This is a genomic window from Bradyrhizobium sp. USDA 4353 (genome assembly GCF_054063215.1).
This window is the reverse complement of sequence record NZ_JBSSGB010000001.1, coordinates 2,189,201-2,210,056: the sequence shown is the minus strand read 5'-3', so window position 1 is coordinate 2,210,056 and position 20,856 is coordinate 2,189,201. Positions and strand designations below refer to the sequence as shown.

General features: G+C 64.8%; 19 protein-coding genes, 1 pseudogene and 1 riboswitch. Of the genes and pseudogenes, 3 read left to right on the top strand and 17 right to left on the bottom strand.

Annotated elements, in window-relative coordinates; translation table 11 throughout:
* Positions 1-2 precede the first annotated feature (2 nt).
* Positions 3-1,286 (bottom strand): hypothetical protein, encoded by a 1,284-nt coding sequence (locus ACVILH_RS09845; RefSeq protein WP_456712717.1) that lies wholly within the window; start codon positions 1,284-1,286, stop codon positions 3-5.
* A 157-nt stretch (positions 1,287-1,443) separates the two neighbouring features.
* On the opposite strand from ACVILH_RS09845, the gene ACVILH_RS09840 reads away from it, so the two are divergent.
* Complete coding sequence (locus ACVILH_RS09840; RefSeq protein ID WP_456712716.1) at positions 1,444-2,253, top strand: SDR family oxidoreductase; 810 nt, start codon at positions 1,444-1,446, stop codon at positions 2,251-2,253.
* A gap of 402 nt (positions 2,254-2,655) precedes the next feature.
* Here ACVILH_RS09840 and boxB read toward each other — a convergent pair whose 3' ends face one another.
* The 4 genes and pseudogenes from boxB to ACVILH_RS09820 all read right to left on the bottom strand — a co-directional run bounded on the left by boxB (position 2,656) and on the right by ACVILH_RS09820 (position 8,588).
* Positions 2,656-4,107 carry a benzoyl-CoA 2,3-epoxidase subunit BoxB gene (gene boxB, locus ACVILH_RS09835; protein ID WP_456712715.1) on the bottom strand — a complete coding sequence of 484 codons (1,452 nt, stop codon included), beginning with the start codon at positions 4,105-4,107 and terminating at the stop codon, positions 2,656-2,658.
* A 75-nt stretch (positions 4,108-4,182) separates the two neighbouring features.
* Positions 4,183-5,871 (bottom strand): 2,3-epoxybenzoyl-CoA dihydrolase, encoded by a 1,689-nt coding sequence (gene boxC, locus ACVILH_RS09830; protein WP_456712714.1) that lies wholly within the window; start codon positions 5,869-5,871, stop codon positions 4,183-4,185.
* Positions 5,872-5,962: 91 nt separating this feature from the next.
* The gene (locus ACVILH_RS09825) at positions 5,963-6,772 is read right to left on the bottom strand and encodes an alpha/beta fold hydrolase (RefSeq protein ID WP_456712713.1); all 810 of its coding nucleotides are present in this window, start codon (positions 6,770-6,772) and stop codon (positions 5,963-5,965) included.
* 297 nt (positions 6,773-7,069) lie between these two features.
* Positions 7,070-8,588 (bottom strand): annotated as a pseudogene (locus tag ACVILH_RS09820) (benzoate-CoA ligase family protein).
* 127 nt (positions 8,589-8,715) lie between these two features.
* On the opposite strand from ACVILH_RS09820, the gene ACVILH_RS09815 reads away from it, so the two are divergent.
* Positions 8,716-9,636 (top strand): helix-turn-helix transcriptional regulator, encoded by a 921-nt coding sequence (locus tag ACVILH_RS09815; RefSeq protein WP_456712712.1) that lies wholly within the window; start codon positions 8,716-8,718, stop codon positions 9,634-9,636.
* A 1-nt stretch (position 9,637) separates the two neighbouring features.
* On the opposite strand, the gene ACVILH_RS09810 is transcribed toward ACVILH_RS09815, so the two are convergent.
* The 6 genes from ACVILH_RS09810 to ACVILH_RS09785 form a co-directional block, all read right to left on the bottom strand.
* Positions 9,638-10,054 carry a DUF4231 domain-containing protein gene (locus ACVILH_RS09810; RefSeq protein ID WP_456712711.1) on the bottom strand — a complete coding sequence of 139 codons (417 nt, stop codon included), beginning with the start codon at positions 10,052-10,054 and terminating at the stop codon, positions 9,638-9,640.
* 105 nt (positions 10,055-10,159) lie between these two features.
* Positions 10,160-10,537: a hypothetical protein gene (locus tag ACVILH_RS09805; protein ID WP_456716924.1), complete on the bottom strand. Its 378-nt coding sequence runs from the start codon at positions 10,535-10,537 to the stop codon at positions 10,160-10,162.
* A gap of 134 nt (positions 10,538-10,671) precedes the next feature.
* Positions 10,672-11,877, bottom strand: a complete 1,206-nt coding sequence (locus tag ACVILH_RS09800) for an agmatinase family protein (protein WP_456712710.1) — start codon at positions 11,875-11,877, stop codon at positions 10,672-10,674.
* Positions 11,878-11,904: 27 nt separating this feature from the next.
* Positions 11,905-12,678, bottom strand: coding sequence for an ABC transporter ATP-binding protein (locus tag ACVILH_RS09795; protein WP_456712709.1), 774 nt, complete (start codon positions 12,676-12,678; stop codon positions 11,905-11,907).
* Complete coding sequence (locus tag ACVILH_RS09790; protein ID WP_456712708.1) at positions 12,678-13,499, bottom strand: ABC transporter permease; 822 nt, start codon at positions 13,497-13,499, stop codon at positions 12,678-12,680. Before ACVILH_RS09790 ends, ACVILH_RS09795 begins: the two co-directional genes overlap by 1 nt.
* 268 nt (positions 13,500-13,767) lie before the next feature.
* Positions 13,768-14,838 (bottom strand): putative urea ABC transporter substrate-binding protein, encoded by a 1,071-nt coding sequence (locus tag ACVILH_RS09785; protein WP_456712707.1) that lies wholly within the window; start codon positions 14,836-14,838, stop codon positions 13,768-13,770.
* A 75-nt stretch (positions 14,839-14,913) separates the two neighbouring features.
* A riboswitch (guanidine-I (ykkC/yxkD leader) is annotated at positions 14,914-15,016 on the bottom strand.
* A gap of 217 nt (positions 15,017-15,233) precedes the next feature.
* Between ACVILH_RS09785 and ACVILH_RS09780 the strand changes: the two genes are divergently transcribed.
* Positions 15,234-15,575 carry a hypothetical protein gene (locus ACVILH_RS09780; protein ID WP_456712706.1) on the top strand — a complete coding sequence of 114 codons (342 nt, stop codon included), beginning with the start codon at positions 15,234-15,236 and terminating at the stop codon, positions 15,573-15,575.
* Positions 15,576-15,600: 25 nt separating this feature from the next.
* Here the strand turns inward: ACVILH_RS09780 and ACVILH_RS09775 are convergent, their stop codons facing one another.
* From ACVILH_RS09775 to ACVILH_RS09750, 6 genes are all read right to left on the bottom strand, one after another.
* A complete protein-coding gene (locus ACVILH_RS09775; RefSeq protein ID WP_456712705.1) occupies positions 15,601-15,753 on the bottom strand; it encodes a transporter in 153 nt (50 codons plus the stop codon).
* A gap of 383 nt (positions 15,754-16,136) precedes the next feature.
* Positions 16,137-16,841 (bottom strand): ABC transporter ATP-binding protein, encoded by a 705-nt coding sequence (locus ACVILH_RS09770; protein ID WP_456716923.1) that lies wholly within the window; start codon positions 16,839-16,841, stop codon positions 16,137-16,139.
* Between the two features lie 31 nt (positions 16,842-16,872).
* Positions 16,873-17,643: an ABC transporter ATP-binding protein gene (locus ACVILH_RS09765; protein WP_456712704.1), complete on the bottom strand. Its 771-nt coding sequence runs from the start codon at positions 17,641-17,643 to the stop codon at positions 16,873-16,875.
* Positions 17,636-18,583 carry a branched-chain amino acid ABC transporter permease gene (locus ACVILH_RS09760; protein WP_456712703.1) on the bottom strand — a complete coding sequence of 316 codons (948 nt, stop codon included), beginning with the start codon at positions 18,581-18,583 and terminating at the stop codon, positions 17,636-17,638. Before ACVILH_RS09760 ends, ACVILH_RS09765 begins: the two co-directional genes overlap by 8 nt.
* Positions 18,580-19,497 (bottom strand): branched-chain amino acid ABC transporter permease, encoded by a 918-nt coding sequence (locus ACVILH_RS09755; RefSeq protein WP_257169582.1) that lies wholly within the window; start codon positions 19,495-19,497, stop codon positions 18,580-18,582. The genes ACVILH_RS09760 and ACVILH_RS09755 overlap by 4 nt, the downstream gene beginning before the upstream one ends.
* Before the next feature lie 144 nt (positions 19,498-19,641).
* On the bottom strand, positions 19,642-20,814 hold the full coding sequence (locus ACVILH_RS09750) for an ABC transporter substrate-binding protein (RefSeq protein ID WP_456716922.1): 1,173 nt from the start codon (positions 20,812-20,814) through the stop codon (positions 19,642-19,644).
* Between the last annotated feature and the right edge of the window lie 42 nt (positions 20,815-20,856).

Here is a 20,856-nt window from a genome sequence, read left to right as displayed (position 1 = left end):
GATCAGCCGGCCATCGCTTGCAGGCGCGTCCACGCCTCGGCGTCGGGGAAACCCAGCGCGCGAAAGCGTGGCGGATACAGATGCGGCACGGGCGCGAACAGGCCGCCGACGATGACCATCGCGTCGGACCAGGGAACGTGAATCACGTCGCCCTGCTTGGGCAAGGCCAGTCCCGTTGCCGGATCGATCACCTGGCGGACGAAGGCCAGCCTGTCGGCCGGCGGCAACAGCGTTCCATACGTGCCGGATCCCAGCGTCGTGATGCTGAACATCGCCGCGCCGTCCTTCGACCGATACAGCTGTAGGTCGGCGACATAGACATCCTGGCCGTTGATCTGGTGGTAGTGATCGAGCAGTTGCTTCTGCGCAGCATAATCGGCCGCGCGTTGCTGCTGAACGATCTCGCGATAGCGACGGTCCAATGCGGCATCTGCAAATGTCGCCTCCGTCCAACGCTCGTCATTCCATTGCAGCAGCGACACGGTGCAGAAGTGCGGCGTCTGCGCGGCTCCGGCAGCGATCTCGAGCAGCCGCACGACGCCTGCTCGGTCGTTCGATCCGGTGACGTAGACGACGTTGCGGCCGGGCACCGCGAGCACCGGCGCGCCGTCGACCGGCGGCAGCGCATAGTCCTCGCCCGGCGACAGCAGCAGCAGCGCCGACTGATAGTCGGCAAGGCTCACGCAGCCAAACACACCATCGCCAAGCGGCTCGAACACCGGCCGCGGCATGCTCGCCCGGAAATTGGCCATCGCCTGCTGCAGCGCGCGGTCCAGCGGGAGGTCGGCCGCGGCGAGCTCGCCGCCCTTGATCAACGACATGCTGTCGGGCCGGTCGCGAATGGCGCAGACGACGAGATCGGCCGCGAACGGCAGGAAGGCCGCAGCCTGGCTGTCATCGGCGCGACCGCCGGCGATCCAGTCGCGGATCATCATGTCGCTGACCAGAACCCGCGAGCGGATCCCCGGCATCAGCTCGTCTGCTAGACTCTTGGACGAGATCGGGTCATGGCGGCGCGTCTCGATCAGCGAGCGCACGAAACGGGCGATTAATTCCTTCTGACGGGATGGCGCGCGGTGCTGCCATTCGAGGAACGTGTTGTCGACGAAGGCCGTGACCTGCGAGCCGTCTTGCAGCGCGATGACAAAGCTGCGGCGGGCGGGATCGTAGCTCTGCACCACGAGAGCTTGCCGCGCGAACTCGGCCAGCAATGTCCGCACGAACTCGGCCGAAGCATCATCGGCCGAGGGCTCCCGCACCAGACGCTTCTTGATCCACCCGAACATCACGCCACCGACTCAATCACGCGATCATCGCGTCGACGATATCACGACGATGCGTGTGGTGACAAAGCCGGCGAGGCCAGTGATCGCTGGTATCGCCGTCGCTTGACTTGTCCGACACGGCCACCCAGAACGGGTGACAACAACAGGAGGAAACCTCATGCTGAAGAACCTGTTCTCTCTCGAGGGCCGCATCGCGCTGGTCACTGGCGGCTCGCGCGGCATCGGCCGGATGATCGCGTCCGGCCTGCTCGCCCACGGCGCGGCGCGGATCTACATCACCGCGCGCAAGGCCGGCCCGTGCGAGGAGACCGCCAAGGCTTTGACGGCGGAGTATGGCGGCGAGTGCATCGCGCTGCCGATCGATATTTCCACGATGGCCGGCATCGACATGCTGGCAGCCGAGATCAAGGCGCGCGAGCCGAAGCTCGACATCCTCGTCAACAATGCCGGCGCGGCGTGGGGCGCCGAGTTCGACGAATTCCCGGAGAGCGGCTGGGACAAGGTGATGAACCTCAACCTCAAGACGCCGTTCTTCCTCACCAAGGCGCTGGCGGCGCCGCTGCGTGCGGCAGCCAGCGCCGAGCGTCCGGCCAAGGTGATCAACATCGCCTCGATCGACGGCATCTTCGTCAACCCGCTGGAGACCTATTCCTACGCGGCGAGCAAGTCCGGCCTGATCCATCTGACGCGGCGCATGGCGGCCAAGCTGATCAAGGACCACATCGTGGTGACGGCGATCGCGCCGGGCCCGTTCAAGTCCGACATGAACAAGGCTGCCCGCGACCACGCCGACGAGGTCGCCACGCGCGTGCCAGCGGGGCGCATCGGCACCGACGAGGACATGGCGGGAACGGCGATCTTCCTCGCCTCGCGCGCAGGGGATTATGTGGTGGGGAATACGATCGCGGTGGACGGCGGGATCGTCTATGCGAATCCCGGCATTCCCGGCGCGGGCTGGGATAGCTGAGGCAGCGCTCTCGCGACCCGACTGGTGCGCTCCCTCTCCCCGTTCTTCACGGGGAGAGGGTCGGGGTGAGGGGCAGCGGAACGGGTGGTGCCGGTGATCCTGAGCGAAGGAGCCGGGCTCGGCTCATCTTCAGAGCATTTACTATCAGGACGACACCGGCGTGCCCGTCCGTCAGACCTGCGTGCTGGTCTGCGTATGTGCCATGCCCCTCACCCGGATTGCTGCGCAATCCGACCTCTCCCCGCAAAGGGCGGGGAGAGGTTTGGAGAGGCCGGCGCTCGGAGCTAGCGAATAGCGAATAGCGAATAGCGAATAGCGAATAGCGAATAGCGAATAGCGAATAGCGAATAGCGAATAGGTTGTCGCCCTATTCGCTACTCGCAACTCCCTATTCGCCTCTCATCAGGTCTCGATCTTCACGTACTCGAAGTCGCCCGGCTTGTTGTCGATGCCGACCTTGGGCGGGGCGATCCAGGAGGCGTATTCGCCGATTTCGGTCACCGGCTTCATCAGCGAGGTGATGTAGGCGCCGTCATCGGTCGAGGGCAGCCAGTCGCCCTTGCGCTTCTGCCAGGTGGCCTCGTCGATCAGGATTCCGTCGGGCGTCGCATGGACGTCCTTGAACTCGCCGATCGCGCGGTGGAAAGCGGTATGCGGCAGCTTCAGCTCGAAGTCGTAGCCGGCCGTGGTGATGATCTTGTTCCAGCGCAAGAGGCCCTTGATGCAATCCTGCGAGTAGTCGTCGCGCAGGCGCATGTTGAGCGCGGTCAGCGCCGGCTCGTCGACGCGCTTGATCGCGCCGTCCACCAGCTTGAGCACCGGATAGGTCGAGCTCTTGAGCTGATGATCGTCCTGGATCTGGGTCTCGTGATAGCGGCCCTTGATGCCGGCGTTGAAGGCGTTCGCCGCATTCGTCGAGACCTCCGAGCCGAACAGATCGAGCGACAGCGTGTAGTGCAGGTTCAGCTTCTTCTGAATGGTCGGAAGATCGATCACGCCGAGCGCGCGGACCTTGGCGATATCGGTGGGATCATCGATGCCGGCGGCGCGCATCGCATCGACCGTGCGCTGGATGACGCGGCCGACCCCGGTCTCGCCGACGAACATGTGGTGCGCCTCTTCGGTCAGCATGAAGCGGCAGGTACGCGACAGCGGATCAAAGCCGGACTGCGCCAGCGAGTGCAGCTGCATCTTGCCGTCGCGGTCGGTGAAGTAGGTGAACATGAAGAACGACAGCCAGTCCGGCGTCTTCTCGTTGAACGCGCCGAGCATGCGCGGAGAATCCGCATCGCCCGAGCGGCGGCGCAAGAGATCGTCGGCCTCCTCGCGGCCGTCACGGCCAAAGTACTTCTGCAGCAGGTAGACCATCGCCCAGAGGTGACGGCCTTCCTCGACATTGACCTGGAACAGATTGCGCATGTCGTAGAGCGACGGCGCGGTCTTGCCGAGATGGCGCTGCTGCTCGACCGAGGCCGGCTCGGTGTCGCCCTGGATCACGATCAGGCGGCGCATCAGCGCGCGATATTCGCCGGGGACCTCCTGCCAGGCCGGCTCGCCATAATGCTCGCCGAACGGAATCTTACGGTTCTCTTCCTGCGGAGCCAGCAGAATGCCCCAGCGATAGTCGGGCATCTTGACGTAGTCGAACTTGGCCCAGCCGCGCGGGTCGACCGAATAGGCCGTGCGCAAATACACCAGCGACTGCTGGAAGCCCTCGGGCCCCATGTCGTTCCACCAGTCGACATAGCCGGGATGCCAGCCTTCCAGGGCTTTCAGGACCTGGCGGTCCTCGGCGAGATTCACGTTGTTCGGAATCTTGGTCGAGTAGTCGACATTCATGATGTTCATGTTCATGGCGTGCCTCCCTGAATTCGTTCGAGCAGCTTGGCTCGTGGATGGCCGGGGCGAGCCCGGCCATGATGATGAGAACTAAACGCGCGTCATGTCGTATTGCGGCCGCTCGCCGGTGCCGTAGCGCCGGAGCGCGCCGTCCTCGCCGACCGCGTTGGGGCGCTGGAAGATCCAGTTCTGCCAGGCGGTGAGGCGGGCGAAGATCTTCGACTCCATCGTCTCGGGACCGGCGAAGCGCAGATTGGCCTCTAAGCCGGTGAGACTGTCTGGGGAGAAGCTGGCGCGCTCCTCGAGGAAGACGCGGATCTCGTCCTCCCAGTCGATGTCGTCGAGCGCAAAAGTGACGAGACCGAGTTCCTCGGCGTCCTCAGCCTCGAGCGGCTTACCGACGTGCTCGTGCACGCGCGCAAGCCCGTTCGGATCGTCCAGGAAGCGCGACTGCAGCCGGGTCAGGCCGTGGCTCATCGGATAGGGGCCGAAATTCATCGCCGACAATTCGATCGCCGGCGCCGGGCGGTTGTCACCCTGGATGGTGCCGATCAGCATATAGGAGCGGTCGGAGGCGAACACGAGCTCGGCCAAGGTGCCGGCGAAGCAGGAGCCGGGCTCGACCAGGGTGACCAGCGTGCGCGACGTCACGTCGATGCGCTTCAGCACGCGCTTCCAATAGTGCCTGATCTCGTTGACCAGCCAATGCGCCTTGTTGGCCTCCAGGAACGCGTCATGCGCGAGCACCTGGGCGCGGTCGCCATGCGACTTGAAGACGAGCATCGCGATGCCGAGCTCGTTGATGCGCAGATGCAGGATCGCATCATCCAGTTCGCGCGCGACCTGCAGCGGCCAGAACGAAGCGCCCTGCCCGATCATGCCGTCGATATCGGCCGGGGCTGCGGCCTCCGGCGCCGAGATGGTGACGGTGGCGATGCGGGCGGCGCGATCGATATCGACATTGACGAAGCCGTAGCGCACGCTGGAGGCATCGATCACCCGCTTCAGCGGCGTCAGGGCGACACCCTTGCCGCTGCCGTTGCGCTTGGACGAAGCGGCGAACTCCTTCGCGCGCTCGGCGACCTTGGCGTCGACCTTCGAGTTCGGCGCGATCTCGTCGACCAGCCGCCATTGCACGGCGCGCTTGCCCTTGACGCCCTCCTCCGTGGTGCAGAACGCGTCCGCACGGTCGCGGCGCACCTTGCGCTTGTCCACCACGCGGGTAAGGCCGCCGGTGCCCGGGAGCACCGCGAGCAGCGGCACCTCCGGCAGCGACACTGAGGACGAGCCGTCATCGGCGAGGATGATGTGATCGGTGGCGAGCGCGAGCTCATAGCCGCCGCCGGCCGCTGTGCCGTTCACGACGGTGATGAAGCGCTGGCCGGAATTCTCGGACGAATCCTCGAAGCCGTTGCGGGTCTCGTTCGTGAACTTGCAGAAGTTGACCTTGTGGGCATGGGTGGCGCCGGCGAGCATGCGGATGTTGGCGCCGGCGCAGAACACGCGCGGCTTGGCCGAGCGCAGCACCACGACCTTCACCTCAGGGTGCTCGAAGCGCAGCCGCTGCACGGCGTCGGCGAGCTCGATGTCGACGCCGAGGTCATAGGAATTGAGCTTGAGCTGATAACCCTCGAACAGGCCGCCATTCTCGTCGACGTCCATGGCGAGGGTCGCCACCTCGCCGTCGATCGAGAGCTTCCAATGCTTGTAGCGGGAGGGATCGGTCTGAAAATCGATGAACGTCTTGCCTCCCGCGAGCACGCGGTCTTCCCCGGCCATGAGCCACCCTTGCGTTGGAGTGCTTATCGTTGAGATGTAAAATAATGCATGTTTTGGCTGACGTCTACGGCGAAAAGCCGAAATATGCATTTTATTTCATGCTTGTGATGGGTGGGGGCGGCAGGGTCGCCTCGGCGAACTCGGCGATGACGCGCAAGGTGGCCTCGGGCGCCTCGCGATGTGGGGAATGGCCGGTCCGGGGCAGCATCGTCACCTCGACCGGGCAGTAGCATCCCTCCTGGATGATCTCGACCTGGCGGACGGTGCCGTACTGGTCGTCGACGCCCTGGATCACGGCGACGGGGACGCGGATGTAGGCGAGGTCGGCGGTGATGTCCCAGGCGCGGAACGCCGGATCGAGCCAGGCGCCGTTCCAGCCATGGAAGGCGTTGTCGACGTCCTCATGCCAGCGGGCGAGCTTGGCGCGCAGCTCCGTGGTCTCGTAGGTGGTCTTGATTGCGGCGATGGAGGCGACCGAGACGTCCTCGACGATCACATGCGGGGCAATCAGCACGATGCCGTCGAGACGGTGATCGGCGTGGCTGCCGGCGTAGATCGCCGCGATCGACGCGCCGTCGGAATGGCCGACGAGCAGGCCGCGCTGGAAGCCGATCGTGTCGAGCAGCTTGGGCAGGACGTCGCGCGCTTCGCGCTGCATGTAGTCGAGCGGGCGCGGCAAGGGCACCGGACTGGACGCGCCGTAGCCGGCACGCGAATAGGCGAACACGGAGGCGCCTGTGGCGGCTTGGAGCTTGTCGGGGAAATCGCCCCACAGGCCGACCGAGCCGAGGCCTTCATGCAGCAGCACGATGCACGGGGCGTCGGCGGGCTGTGGCCCGATCAGGCGATATTCGAGCTGTGTGGCGTCGATCGTGAGGAAGCCTGATGCAGCCAAGGTCATCGCGATCTCCATCCTTGCCACTGACGAAAAATGCTCGCGCCGCGCGCTCCGTCGTTCCCTCCCCCCTTGTGGGGGAGGGCTAGGGAGGGGGGTGGCCACGAGCACCGGCGCTCGTGGTACCCCCCTCTCCACCTCTCCCCCACAAGGGGGGAGAGAGCCGAGCGGTGGTTGCCGCGATGAGTTGCGTCAGCTTGTGCATCTGTTGTCGCACCACCCGTGTGGCTGCCCCTCACCCCGACCCTCTCCCCGTGAAGAACGGGGAGAGGGAGCGCAGCGTCGTCTGGGCAAGAGAGTGAGCTAATTAGTTCCTTCGCGGAGCTTGAAGCGTTGGATCTTGCCGGTGGCGGTCTTCGGCAAACTATCCACCACCTCGATCCAACGCGGATACTTCCAGGGGCCGATCTTCTGCTTCACGTGCTCCTTCAAGACCTCGTGCAGCGTCTCGCGGTCGACGCTGGGGCGCAGGCACGACATAGGCCTTTGGCTTCAACAGCCCTTCCGGATCCGCATCGGGCACGACGGCGGCTTCCAGCACCGACGGATGCGTGATCAGCGCGCTCTCCACCTCGAACGGCGACACCCAGATGCCGGAGACCTTGAACATGTCGTCGGAGCGGCCGCAGAAGGTGTAGCGCCCGTCGGCGTCGCGGACATATTTGTCGCCGGTGCGCGTCCAATAGCCCTCGAAGGTCGAGCGCGTCTTGTGGCGCTGATTCCAGTAGCCCTCGCCGGCGGAGGGCGCGTGGACCAGCATCTCGCCGACTTCCCCATCGGGCACGTCTTGCCCGGCCTCGTTGACGAGCCGCACCTGATAACCGGGCACCGGGCGGCCGGAGGAGCCGTATTTGATGTCGCCCGGCGCGTTCGACAGGAAGATGTGCAACAGCTCGGTCGAGCCGACGCCGTCGAGAATGTCGACGCCGAAGCGCGCCTTCCAGGCATTGCCGACGGATTCCGGCAGCGCCTCGCCGGCCGAGGTGCAGATGCGCAAGGCGGAGCCCGCCTTCTCATGACGCAGCGACTCGTCGTGCAACATCGCGGCGAACAGGGTCGGCACGCCGTAGAAGATGGTCGGGTTGTAGCGGTTCAGCAGCTTGAACATCAGAGCCGGCGTCGGGCGCTCGGAGTTGAGAATCGTGGTGGCGCCCACCGACAGCGGGAAGGTCAGCGCATTGCCGAGGCCATAGGCGAAGAACAGTTTTGCGGCGGAAAGACAGACGTCGCTCTCGCGGATGCCGAGCACCTGCTTGGCATAGGTCTCGGCCGTAGCGGCGAGATTACCGTGCAGATGGCGGACGCCCTTGGGCATGCCGGTCGAGCCGGATGAGTACAGCCAGAACGCAGGCTCGTCCTCATGCGTTGCGACCGTGTCGAACTGATCGCTCTCGCGCGCCAGTTCCTGCGACAGTAGCTTGTGACCGAACGCGTTCGCGCCGGAGACCACGACGCAGTCGAGATCGGGCATGCGGCCGACGATGTCCTTCACAACCGGATACAGCGCCTCCGAGACGAACAGCACGCGGGCACGGCAGTCCGCGAGCACATAGGCATATTGCTCCGAAGTCAGCAGTGTATTGAGCGGCACAGGCACGATGCCGGCGCGCATGCTGCCTAAGAACGCCGCGGGGAAATCCACCGTGTCGAGCATGATCATCGCCACGCGCTCCTCGCGGCGGACGCCGAGGCGGCGCAGCATGTTGGCGACGCGGCAGGTCTGCTGCTGCAGGCCGCGATAAGTCAGCTCGGAGACCGTGTCGGTGTAGGCGAGCTTGTCGCCGCGGCCGGCCTCGACATTGCGGTCAAGCAGCCATGACACCGCATTGTACGACTTCACGGCGTTCCTCCCCCGATTTTTGAATTATAATTCATAGAAGGCCACCAACATCGCTTGCTGTCAATCCTCCCCGGCATTATGTTTCATAAACACAGAGTGCCTCAGGGATATGACGCCACACAGCGACGCCCCGCGCGACGAGGGCCAGTCCGCAGCCGAGACCGATTTCCTCGACCAGCTGGGCCAGCGGGTGCGGCGGATGCGCGGCCTCGCCGGCATGTCGCGCAAGGTGCTGGCCGAGGTCTCCGGCATTTCCGAGCGCTACATCGCCCAGCTCGAAAGCGGCAAAGGCAACGTCTCGATCGTGCTGCTGCGCCGCATCGCCAATGCCATCAACGCGCCGCTCGACGACATCATTCCCGGCAGCGAGCCGTCGCCCGACTGGCCCGTCATCCGCGACCTGCTGAAGAAAGCGAGCCCGAGCCAGATCGCGCAGGTCAAGGAGCTGCTCGCCGGCGCGGCCTCGGCGCCGCTGCGGCGCACCTTCTCAGGCATTGCGCTGATCGGCTTGCGCGGCGCCGGCAAATCGACGCTGGGCAGAATGCTCGCGGAGCGGATCGGCTGGAGCTTCGTCGAGCTCAACAAGGAGATCGAGCGGCAGAACGGCTTGTCAGCTGCCGAGATCATCGCGCTCTACGGCCAGGAAGGCTTCCGCCGCATGGAGCAGACGGCGCTGGTGCAACTGCTGGCACGCAAGGAGCCGATGGTGCTGGCGACCGGCGGCGGCATCGTCTCCGAGCCCGTCACCTTCGACCTGATCCTGACGTCGTTCTACACGATCTGGCTCAAGGCCGAGCCGGAGGAGCACATGGCGCGCGTGCGCAAGCAGGGCGACCTCCGCCCGATGGCCGACGACCGCTCCGCGATGGCCGAGCTGCGCAACATTCTGGCCAGCCGCGAGCCGCTGTATGCGCGGGCGAATGCGGTGGTTGATACGGCGGGGCTGACAGTGGATGCGGCGGCCGCGCGACTGGGCGAGGCGGTGAAGCCGGTGATCGCCAACGAGGCGCGGATGTTCGCGCGGGGGTGAGCTAACCGCCGGTCGCGGCGATCGCGCGATCGTGGGCTTCGAGGATCGCCTTCAGCCTGTCCTTGATGTCCTGCACGTCGCCGCCGGTCTTCTCGTCGAGCAGCAGGCCGTTGAGCGCGCTGTGTGTCAGCCGGTTGGCGACCCATTTGCGCTCGAAGCCGAGCTTCGACTGCACCGTCGAGATGATCGTGACGCAAAGCGACAGCACGGTCGCGACGGTCTTCGGGTCGAGGCCGACGATGGGACGGCCGATCTGCGACAGCACCGCGGCGGTCGCGCTGAACACCACGACGCACACGGTGGAGCCGTGGTTGGCGAAGCTCCACCACTTCTGCCCCCGGCCGCTCCAGCGCAGCGCGTCGTTCAACGTGCGCGCCACGAAATCCGCGCCGGCCTCCGGCCCATGCCCGTTCGCCATCGCTCTCTCCCCAGCCGGTTCGCTCCCTGATTGAGAGACGATCCAACGACAATGGCCTGCCGCGCGCAAGCGGGCCGGCCGTGCGGAACGACAGGACGGAGAGGATCAGCTGCGCGTCTCGATCTCCCGCAGCTCCGCATAGGTCAGCGGGGTCAGGCCGGAGCCGTCGAAATAGATGAAGCGCAGGCGGCGGCGGCGGGAGATGAAATTGGACGGCAGCGGATCGTAGCGGAAGCTGCTGCCGCCGAGATGCGGCGTCAGGCTGCCGACATCGGTGAGCGCATCGATCTCGACGCGCAGCAGCTTCAGGCTCTCGCCATCGCGCAGGATCTCGAACGGCACGCGGGCGAGCCGCAGGAAGCTGGTCGGATCAGGGGCGGCGATAAAGCCGTCGACGAAGGCAGCCTCAACCTTATCGAGATCGGGCTCGACCACCGGCGCGGGCTTGGCTCCCTCGGGCTGATGCGGCGTCTGCCACTGCACCGGCGAGCGACCGCCATGCGGATGGTTGTGGCCGGGGCCATGCGGCGGGTGATCGTGATCATGGTGATGATCATGATCGTGGGAATGACCATGATCGTGATGATGATGGCCGTGATGATGGCGCATCGCGGACCTCAGAAGCTGACGGGCTTGTTGATGATATGCTTGTGGCTGCCGAGCTTGCCGTGGGCGACCATCGAGCCGAGCGCCTCGACGACCACGCGGACGCCGATCAGCGCGGTGATGTCCGAGGTGTCGTAGGGCGGCGAGACCTCGACGACTTCGAGCCCGCACAGACCCTCGGCGGCAACGAGGCCGAGCAGCTTCAGCGCCTCGCGCGGCAGGAAGCCGCCGGGCTCGGGCCAACCGGTGCCGGGCACGAAGCCGCAATCGATGGAGTCGACGTCGAACGAGATATAGACGGCGTCGGCATCCTTCCACGCCAGCTCCAGCGCGATCTCGGCGGTCTTCTCCAGGCCGATCTTCTCGATGTCGGCGATGGTCAGCACGTTGGTGTTGCGCTTGCGAGCGACCTCGACGCCCTCGCGCGGCACCTGCCAGCCGCCGATGCCAAGCTGCACCAGATTGGTGGGCGAGACGTTCGGCAGATTGGTCGCCCAGTACCAGGGCGTGGTGTGCATGCGCTCGTCGAGATCCTTCTCCTGGATGTCGATGTGGCGGTCGAAATGGATGATGCCGATCTTCTTGTCGGTGCACTGCGCGATGCCGCGCACGCAGGGAAAGCCGATCGAATGGTCGCCACCAAGCATGATCGGCAGCGCGCCGGACGAGGCCACATGCGCAACGCCGCGGCTGATCTGGTCAAAGCTCTTTTCCAGATTGGCGGGGATGGTGAAGACGTCGCCGGCATCGCACAGGGTCATCTGCTCCCGCAAGTCGACGCCGAGTTCGTAGTTATAAGGCGTGTAAAGCGCGGAGATGCGGCGGATGCCCTGCGGCCCGAAGCGGGTGCCGGGGCGATAGGTGGTGCCGGAATCGAAGGGGATGCCGATGACCGCAGCATCGTATTTGCCGACGTCGCGGACGTTCTCGACATAGGGCGCCTTCATGAAGGTGTTGATGCCAGCGAAATGCGGCAGCTCGCCGCGCGCGAAGGTCGGGATGTCGCGATCCGTCAGCGTGTCGGCGCCGGGCAGGCCCATGTCGAGCGCCCATTGACGCTCCTTGCGCCAGCCGTTGCTCGGCAGCTTGCCTTCGGCCTCCAGCGCCTGCCAGCCCTGCGTGGCCATCTTGTCGAAATCCGGATGATGCCGGCGCGTGATCGGGCGCTGCGGCTGCAAGCCGGCACGGCGGGTGCGCCGCATGGCGGGGAATGACATGGAGTTCTCCTTCGTTTCTTCTGGGTGTTATTGCGCCGCCTGCACGCTGGCGCGGATGAAGCCGAGCACGGGCACCGCGCTGTCGCGGGTGAGATCGAGGTCGTAGGTGATGCGCGCGCCGAACCGTTCCGGCGCCTGCGGATCCTTGCGCGGACGGTCGAGCGCGATCAGCCGTGTCGCCAAGCCGAACGCCTCCTTGATGTCATGGGTGACCATCACGATGGTCATGTTGTGCTCGCGCCACAGCGGCTTGATCAGCGCATGCATCTGTGCGCGGGTGCCGGGATCGAGCGCGCCGAACGGCTCGTCGAGCAGCAGCACGCGCGGCTGCTTGGCCAGTGCCTGCGCGATTGCCAGGCGCTGCTGCATGCCGCCTGACAGCGCGCTCGGATATTTGTCGGCGTGAGGGCCGAGGCCGACGGCGTCGATCAACGCGCGGCTCTTCTCCACTGCATGCTTGCGCGCCGAGCCGAACAGCCGCGCTGTGAAGGGGCTCGCCGCGAACTCGTAGCCGAGCAGGACGTTGCCGAGCACGGTGAGATGCGGGAACACGGAGTAGCGCTGAAAAACGATGCCGCGGTCAGGACCCGGCTCGGCCGGGAACGGCTGACCGTCGAGCAGCACGGCGCCCTGGCTCGGTTTTTCCTGACCGAGGATCAGGCGCAGAAAGGTGCTCTTGCCAGCCCCGGAGGGACCGACGATCGACAGGAACGTGCCGGAGGCAATCTCGAGATTGATGCGCTCGAGCACGACCTGATTGCCGTACTCGACCCAGACGTTGCGGAAGGACAGCGTGCTCATCAGCGACTTCCTTGCGCATAGGCCCAGGGAAAGGCGCGCTGGCCGAACCACACGAGAGCGTAGTCGAAGATGTAGGCAAGCAAGGTGATCCAGGCGACATAGGGCAGGATCACGTCCATCGACAAATAGCGGCGGACCAGGAAGATGCGATAGCCGAGCCCGACGTCGGAGGCGATCGCCTCGGCCGAGATCAGGAACAGGAAGGCCGGGCCGATCATCAGCCTCAGACCCTGGATCAGCCGCGGCATGATCTGCGGCAGCACCACGCGGATCGCGACCTGCCAGGTGGAGGCGCCAAGCGTCTGCGCCTTGATGAGCTGCTCCCTGGGCATGTTCTGGACCTCCATCGACAGGTCGCGAACCAGGGTCGGCGTGACGCCGATGATGATCAGCACCACCTTGGAGAGCTCACCGAGACCGAACACGATGAACAGCACGGGCAGCACCGCCATCGGCGGGATCATCGAGAGCACCGCAACGAGAGTCCCGAAGCCGGCGCCGGCGATCGGAAGCAAGCCGATCGCGAGGCCCACGACGAGGGCGATGGCAGCGGAAATGCCGAGCCCGAGCGCAAGGCGCTGCAGGCTCGCCGCCGTATCGGACCAGAGCACGTAGTCGCCGGAGCGGCGATCCGGCTCGGTCGCGAGTCGCTTCGAGGTGGCGACCATCTCCGACACCGGCGGCAACAGCTTGTCGTCCGGATTATCAGCGCGCCGCTGCGCCGAGCCGATCACGTAGATCAGCGCGATCAGCAGGAACGGCAGGAAGGCCAGCAGCAGCCGGGTGCCGCGGCTCGGGACAACGTTTATGGCACGCGGCATCAGAAGACTCCGTCATTCCGTTTCATGACCACGCCACTCGAGCTGAATGTACGGCGCCGGATTCTGCCGCCAATCCTTCCATGAACACGGCTCTTGGCGTGTTCATGGTCGGTGTGCAGGACCGCCTTGGGTGCCAGAACCTCATGGTGAGGAGGCGCGTAGCGCCGTCTCGAACCATGAGGCCCCATCCAGGCCTCATCCTTCGAGACGCTTGCTACGCAAGCTCCTCAGGATGAGGGGAGATGCTGCTGGCGTAGCGGCAGAGCGGTCAAAGCTTCCCGTCCGCCGCCATCTTCATGTAGGTCGGATCGAAGCGCAGCTTCACGTTCGTGGTCGAGCCCAGCGCCTTGGACGGCGTGGAGATGCCGACCGCGTCCTTTGACTTGACGTTCTCGCCGAGCAGATTGTGGTCGAAGCAGAAGGTGCGGACGTGGTCCATGATCTTCGGCAGCTCCGGCCCGGTCATGAAGGCGAGTGCGTCCTTCGGCTCGTAGTACATGAAGGTCGTCTTGAGCTGGGTCTCGAAGCCCGCGACATCCGTGCCGGAGAGCTTGGCCATCGCCTCACGCGCGGCCTTGCCCTTCTCGCTCTGGTCCTTCATCAGCGCGATGGTTTCGTACCAGATGCCCGTCAGCGCCTTGCCGAGCTCCGGGTTGTCCTTCAGCGTCTGCGTATTCACGACGAGCAGATCCTCGATCTCGCCGGGGATCTTGCTGGAGTCGAACACCAAGGTCGCGCCGGGCTCGGACTTGACTTCGAGCAGTTGCGGATTCCAGGTCACGACCGCGGTGGTATCCGGCGACTTCGCGGCCGCGACGATGTCGGCGTCCGAGGTGTTGACCGTCTTGATGTTCTTCTCAGAGAGCTTCACGGTCTCCAGCCCGCGCGCCAGCAGATAATGCGACACCGAGAGCTCGACCAGGTTGACCTTCTGGCCCTTGATGTCGGCCAGCGTCTTGCCCTTCTTCAGGACGACGCCGTCATTGCCGTTGGAATAGTCGCCCATGATGATGGCCGACGTGTCGACGCCGCCGGCGGCGGGAATCGTCAGCGCATCCATGTTGGTGACGGTCACGCCATCGAACTTGCCGGCGGTGTACTGGTTGATCGATTCGACGTAGTCGTTGATCTGGGTGACCTTGATCGAGATGCCGTATTTGTCGGCCCACTTTTTGACGATCCCGGACTCCGCCGCATAGGGCCACGGCATCCAGCCGACATAGATCGTCCAGGCGATGTTGAATTCCTTCTTCTTCTCGGCGTGAGCGGGCGACGGCGATGCGGTCGCCAGCGTCGATGCCGCGAGCAGTGCAACAAACAGATTTCGCGCTTTGAACATGTCCAGTCCCTCATCGGTTTTGTGACCTGCGGACTGGCAAAGACAACCTCGAGCCTGCCAAGCGCGGCCACTGAGGTCTCCCGGGTTTTTGTCCCGCCGTGCACCAGGGCTCTCCCCTGGCGGCTGCTCTCGGACCAGCATTCCCGCGAGGAGAACCGGAACCCTAGCTGCCAACTCTGAGCAACGAGATCAGCAAGTGACGTGCCAGAGGAAAATGCTTGCGATTCAACGGAACGCACGGCAGCCTGTGCCCAAAAAGCTGGCAGTCCGAATTCATCTTGGGCGATGAGGCTGATCGTGGGGGCAACGGCCATGCACCGAAGGCATGAACCGGTTGACTCGCGCGGGCGACTTCATCAGGCCGGCACAACCGTGGCCGTTGGAGTCTATTCGTCATGATGAAATTGTCGGGGATCGCAGTGGCAAGCCTGCTGGCGGTGGGTCTGATGTCCGCAACTGCGATGGCGCAGAGCACACCCGCGACGGAGACGCCGGCCGCCACGCCCTCCCCAACGCCGAATGCCTCTCCTGCGGCACCCGCGACTGCTCCAGCAACCACCAGCGACAAGCCGGCCGAGACGAAGCCTGCAGCCGATGCGACGGCGACGAAAAAGAAGAAGCGGACCAAGACCACCCGGCAGGAGGTCGAGGACTCCTTGCGCAGCGGCAAGGTGCCCTCGCGCTATCGCAGCCGCGTGCCGAAGGAGTACCAGAAGTACATCCCGTTCGAACGCTGAGCGTTGGTTCGATGATCGGCGGCGCCTAGGCTGGCGGCGTCAGCTTGACGATGAATGCGACGATCAACATGAACGCGAGACACAACGCGGTCTCGAGGTCGGAATGACCGGACCAGAAGCCGCGCAGGGTTGATGCGGCTTTTTGCGGTGCTCGGACTTTCAGACGGGGCGCACGCATTTGCTCAACCTTCGATAAAAGGCAAGACAAATTACCACTTGAAAGAATAGTCCTCTCCGCGCCGCCGCTCAATGCGGAAATTCGGCTCACGTCAGCAGGACTGACGGACTTGGCGACCCCGAGCCAGTTAGTTGGCCGATCACCCCGCCCCAGCGGTGGTGCGCCCCTCTCCCGCTTGCGGGACATGCAATCGCATATGACGACCGCAGTTTTTTGCCGCCTCTCACCGCGTCGTCATGGCCGGGCTTGTCCCGGCCATCCACGTCGGTCGGCACGCTGAGAACGACGTGGATGCCCGGGACAAGCCCGGGCATGACGGAGTAACTAAGTCCCAATTTCGTTCGCGGCGACGACCGTGGCCTTTGGCGCGAGAGAACGACCGTTCAGATCCCGAGATAGCGGTGCTGTAGCTCGGGCTCGGCCATCAATTGCTCCGACGTGCCGCTCCACACCGTGCGGCCGCGCTCGATGATGTAGTGGCGGTCGCAGATGCGGGTCAGATGCTCGACGTTCTTGTCGATCACCAGGATCGACTGCCCGCGCGATTTCAGCAGCGACAGGCAGCTCCAGATCTCCTCGCGGATCAGCGGCGCAAGGCCTTCGGTCGCCTCGTCGAGAATGAGCAGCTTTGGATTGGTCATCAGTGCGCGGCCGATCGCCAGCATCTGCTGCTCGCCGCCGGAGAGCTGGTTGCCCATGTTGCCGCCGCGCTCGGCCAGCCGCGGAAACAGCGCATGGATCTTGTCGAGCGTCCACGGGTCGGAGGCGCCGAGCCGGTTGGTCGAGGCCGCCACCAGATTCTCTGTGACGGTGAGGTTCGGGAAGATCTGCCGCCCCTCCGGGACCAGGCCGATGCCGAGTTGCGCGATCCGGTAGGACGGCAGCTTGCGCGTCTCCTGGCCGCTGAAGCGGATCTGGCCGGCGCGCGCCTGGGTCAGCCCCATGATCGAGCGGATGGTAGTCGTCTTGCCCATGCCGTTGCGGCCCATCAGCGAGACCATCTCGCCGGGGCGGATCGCGAGCGACAGGCCGAACAGGACCTGGCTGAGGCCGTAGCAGGTCTCGATGCCGTCGACGTCGAGCAGCATGCCGTTGTCTTTCTGATCAACCATTTTCTGATCAACCATGGCCGACCACCACGTGCTGGTCGCCGAGATAGGCGCGCTTGACCTCCTCGTTCTGCCGGATCTCGTCCGGCTTGCCCGAGGCGATGATGCGGCCATAGACCAGCACCGAGATGCGGTCGGCGAGCGCGAACACCGCCTCCATGTCGTGCTCGACCAGCACAATCGAGACCTCGTTGCGCAGCTCGGCGAGCAGCTTCACCATGCGCTGCGACTCGGTGACGCCGAGGCCGGCCATGGGCTCGTCGAGCAGCATGATTTGCGGCTTGGTCGCGAGCGCGACCGCGAGCTCGAGCTCGCGCTGCTCGCCATGGCTGAGCTTCGACACCAGCACGTCGGCGCGATGGCCGAGACCGACACGCTCCAGCGCGGCGCGCGCGGCATCGCGCAGCGGCTTCTCTTTGCGCGCATTGGCGAAGAAGCGGAACGAATGCCTGCCGTCATGCGCCTGGGCCGCGAGCGCGACGTTGTCCGCCGCGGTGAAATCGGTCAGCAGCGAGGTGATCTGGAACGAGCGCGCGAGCCCGAGCGCGCTGCGCTTGTAGGCCGGGAAATGCGAGATGTCGCGGCCGCCGAGGAAGATACGGCCGGCATGCGGCGCGAGATGGCCGGTGAGCTGGCTGATCAAGGTGGTCTTGCCGGCGCCGTTCGGACCGATGATGGCGTGGATCTCGCCCTTGGAGACGTCGAGGCAGACGTGATCGGTGGCGATGATGCCGCCGAAACGGCGCACGAGATTATCGACGCGGAGCAGCGGTTCAGCCACGGTTCAACCTCCCGAGCATGCCCATAATGCCGCCGCGGCCGAACAGCACGATCAGGAGCAGCAGCGGCCCCATGATCAGCGCCCAATATTCGGTGAGCTGCGACAGTACCTCTTCCAGCACCAGGAACACGACGGAGCCGACCACCGGCCCCATCAGGGTGCCCATGCCGCCGAGGATCACCATCACCATGAGATCGCCGGAGCGGGTCCAGTACATCACGGCCGGGCTGACGAAATCGGTGTTGTTGGCGAGCAGCGCGCCGGAGAGGCCGCACAGCATGCCCGCGATGACGAAGCAGGCGAGCTTGTAGCGCTTCGACGGGAAGCCGATCGCCTGCATGCGCTGCTCGTTGGAGCGCAGGCCCTGCAACACCAGCCCGAAGCGCGAATTGACGATGCGCCAGACCAGCACGACGACGGCGAGCAGACAGGCGAGGCAGAGATAATAGAACTGCACGCGGTTGCCGAGATTGATCAGGCCGCCGAAATCGCTGCGCTTGTAGACGGTGAGGCCGTCATCGCCGCCGTAGCGCGCCAGCCCCGACGCGACGTAATAGGCCATCTGCGCGAAGGCCAAGGTGATCATGATGAAATAGACGCCGCGGGTGCGCAAGGAGAGCGCGCCGATCACCAGGGCATACAGCGCCGACACCGCGATCGCGACCGCGAACTGCGCCCAGCCGGAGCCGATACCCTCCTGCGCCAGGATGCCGACCGCGTAGCCGCCGATGCCGAGATAGGCGGCATGGCCGAAGCTCATCATGCCGCCATAGCCCATCAGCAGATTGAGGCTGACGGCCGCGAGCGCCAGGATCACGATGCGGGTGAACAGCGTGAGGATGAAGATGTTGCCGGTGAGGTTCGAATAGACCGGCAGCAGCACGAGGCCGGCCACGACGATGATGGCAACGAGGCTTGAGACGTTGAGCTTGGATGTCATCTGCGATTGGCCGGAAACAGACCTTCAGGCCGCGCCACCAGCACGATCGCCATCAGGAGATAGATCAGCATCGAGGACAGCGCCGGCGCCGCGGTGGAGGCCGATGCCGAGTTCAGCACCTGGCGCAGCAGATTGGGCAGGAAGGCGCGGCCCATCGTGTCGATCAGGCCGATCATGATCGCAGCGATGAAGGCGCCGCGGATCGAGCCGATGCCGCCGATCACGATCACGACGAAGGCGAGGATCAGGATGTTCTCGCCCATGCCGATCTGCACGGTGAGGATCGGGGCCTGCATCAGCCCGGCGAGCCCGGCGAGCGCAGCGCCGAGGCCGAACACGAGTGTGTAGAGCAGCTTGATGTTGATGCCGAGCGCGCCGATCATCTCGCGGTTGGAAGCGCCGGCGCGGATCAGCATGCCGATGCGGGTGCGCATCACGCCGAGATAGAGCAGCAGCGCCACCAGCAGCGCCACGACGATGATCGCGAGCCGATAGGCCGGATATTGGATGCCGGGCAGGATCGTGACCGGGAAAGCGAGCCAGGACGGCAGCGGCAGCGCGAGGCCTGCGGGACCCCAGATCAGCCGGACCGCCTCATTGAAGAACAGGATCAGGCCGAACGTCGCGAGCACATGGTCGAGATGGTCGCGCCCATAGAGATGGCGCAGTGCCGTGAATTCGAGCACGATGCCGAGCAGAAGCGTGGCACCGAGCGCCAGGACGCCGCCGAGCACGAAGCTGCCGGTCCACGCCACGAAGGTCGCCGCGAAATAGGCGCCCATCATGTAGAGCGAGCCATGGGCCAGGTTGACCAGGTCCATGATGCCGAACACCAGCGTCAGGCCGGCAGCCAGCAGGAACAGCAGCAGTCCGAACTGCAGCCCGTTCAGGAATTGTTCGACGACGAGAAGCATGCCCCTCACTTCACGCTCAAGAAAACGGCGGCAGAACCGTTGCAGGCGCTGCCGCCATGTCCGTCCCGATCTTAGGCCGGAGATGTTTTAAGCTTCAAGCAAATTCCAGGCCGGGCGGGACCGACCCGGGAATTTTCTTGATCGCTACTTCATCGGGCATTTGTCGTGGAAGCGATCCTGGTCGTTCTCGACGATGGTCGCCACGGTCTTCAGGGAGAGCTGGCCGTCGGGGTCCTTGACCACGTCCTGGAGGTAGAAGCTCTGGATCGGGATGTGATTGTTACCGAACTTGAAGGCGCCGCGCAGCGACTTGAAGTTGGCCTTCTCCATCTCGGCCTTCATCTCGGCCTTCTTGGAGGTGTCGCCCTTGACCGCGACCACCGCGCTGTTGATCAGTTGCGCCGCGTCATAGGCCTGGGCGCCGTAATAGGTCGGGCGCAGGCCGGTGTACTTCTTGCGATAATCTTCGACGAATTTCTTGTTCTGCTCGTTCGGCAGGTCGTTGACCCATTCCTGCGCGCCGGGCACGCCGATCGCATTGTCCTTCTGCAACGGCAGCGACAATTCGTCGACGGTGAAGGCGGTGTAGAGCGGCATCTTCTCCTTGAGGCCGGCCTGCGCGTATTGATTGAGGAACTGCACGCCGGCTGCGCCCGGATAGAACACGAAGATCGACTCGGCGCCGGATGCGCGGGCCTTGGAGAGCTCGGCGGAGAAATCGAGCTGGCTCGGCCACACCGTGTATTCCTCGCCGACCACCTGGCCCTTGAAGGTGCTCTTCAGGCCCGCCAGCATGTCCTTGCCGGCCGCATAGTTCGGGCCGATCAGGAACACCGACTTGACGCCCTTCTGGTTCATATAGAGGCCCATTGCGGCGGGCGTCTGGTCGTTCTGCCAGGAGGTCGAGAACACGTAGGGCGAGCACAATTCGCCGGCGAGCTGCGACGGGCCGGCATTGGCGGAGACCAGGAAGGTCTGGGAATCGACAGCGGTCTTGAGCGAGGCCAGCAGCACGTTCGACCAGATGTAGCCGACGATGAAGTCGACCTTGTCGGACTGCACCAGCTTCTCGGTCTTCTGCTTGCCGACGTCGGGCTTCTGCTGGTCGTCCTCATAGATCACCTCGACCGGCTTGCCGTCCATCTTGCGGCCGAGATGGTCGAGCGCGAGCTCGAACGAATTGCGCATGTCGTTGCCGATCACGGCGGTCGGACCGCTGAAGGTGGAGACGAAGCCGATCTTGATGGTGTCGCCGGCAAACGCCGCGCTCGAAAACAGCAGCGCCGCCGCGCCTGCCAGCCAGAAGCTCGTCTTCATTGTCATCCCCTCTCCTGATCACGCTCAGTTCTTATCGTTGTT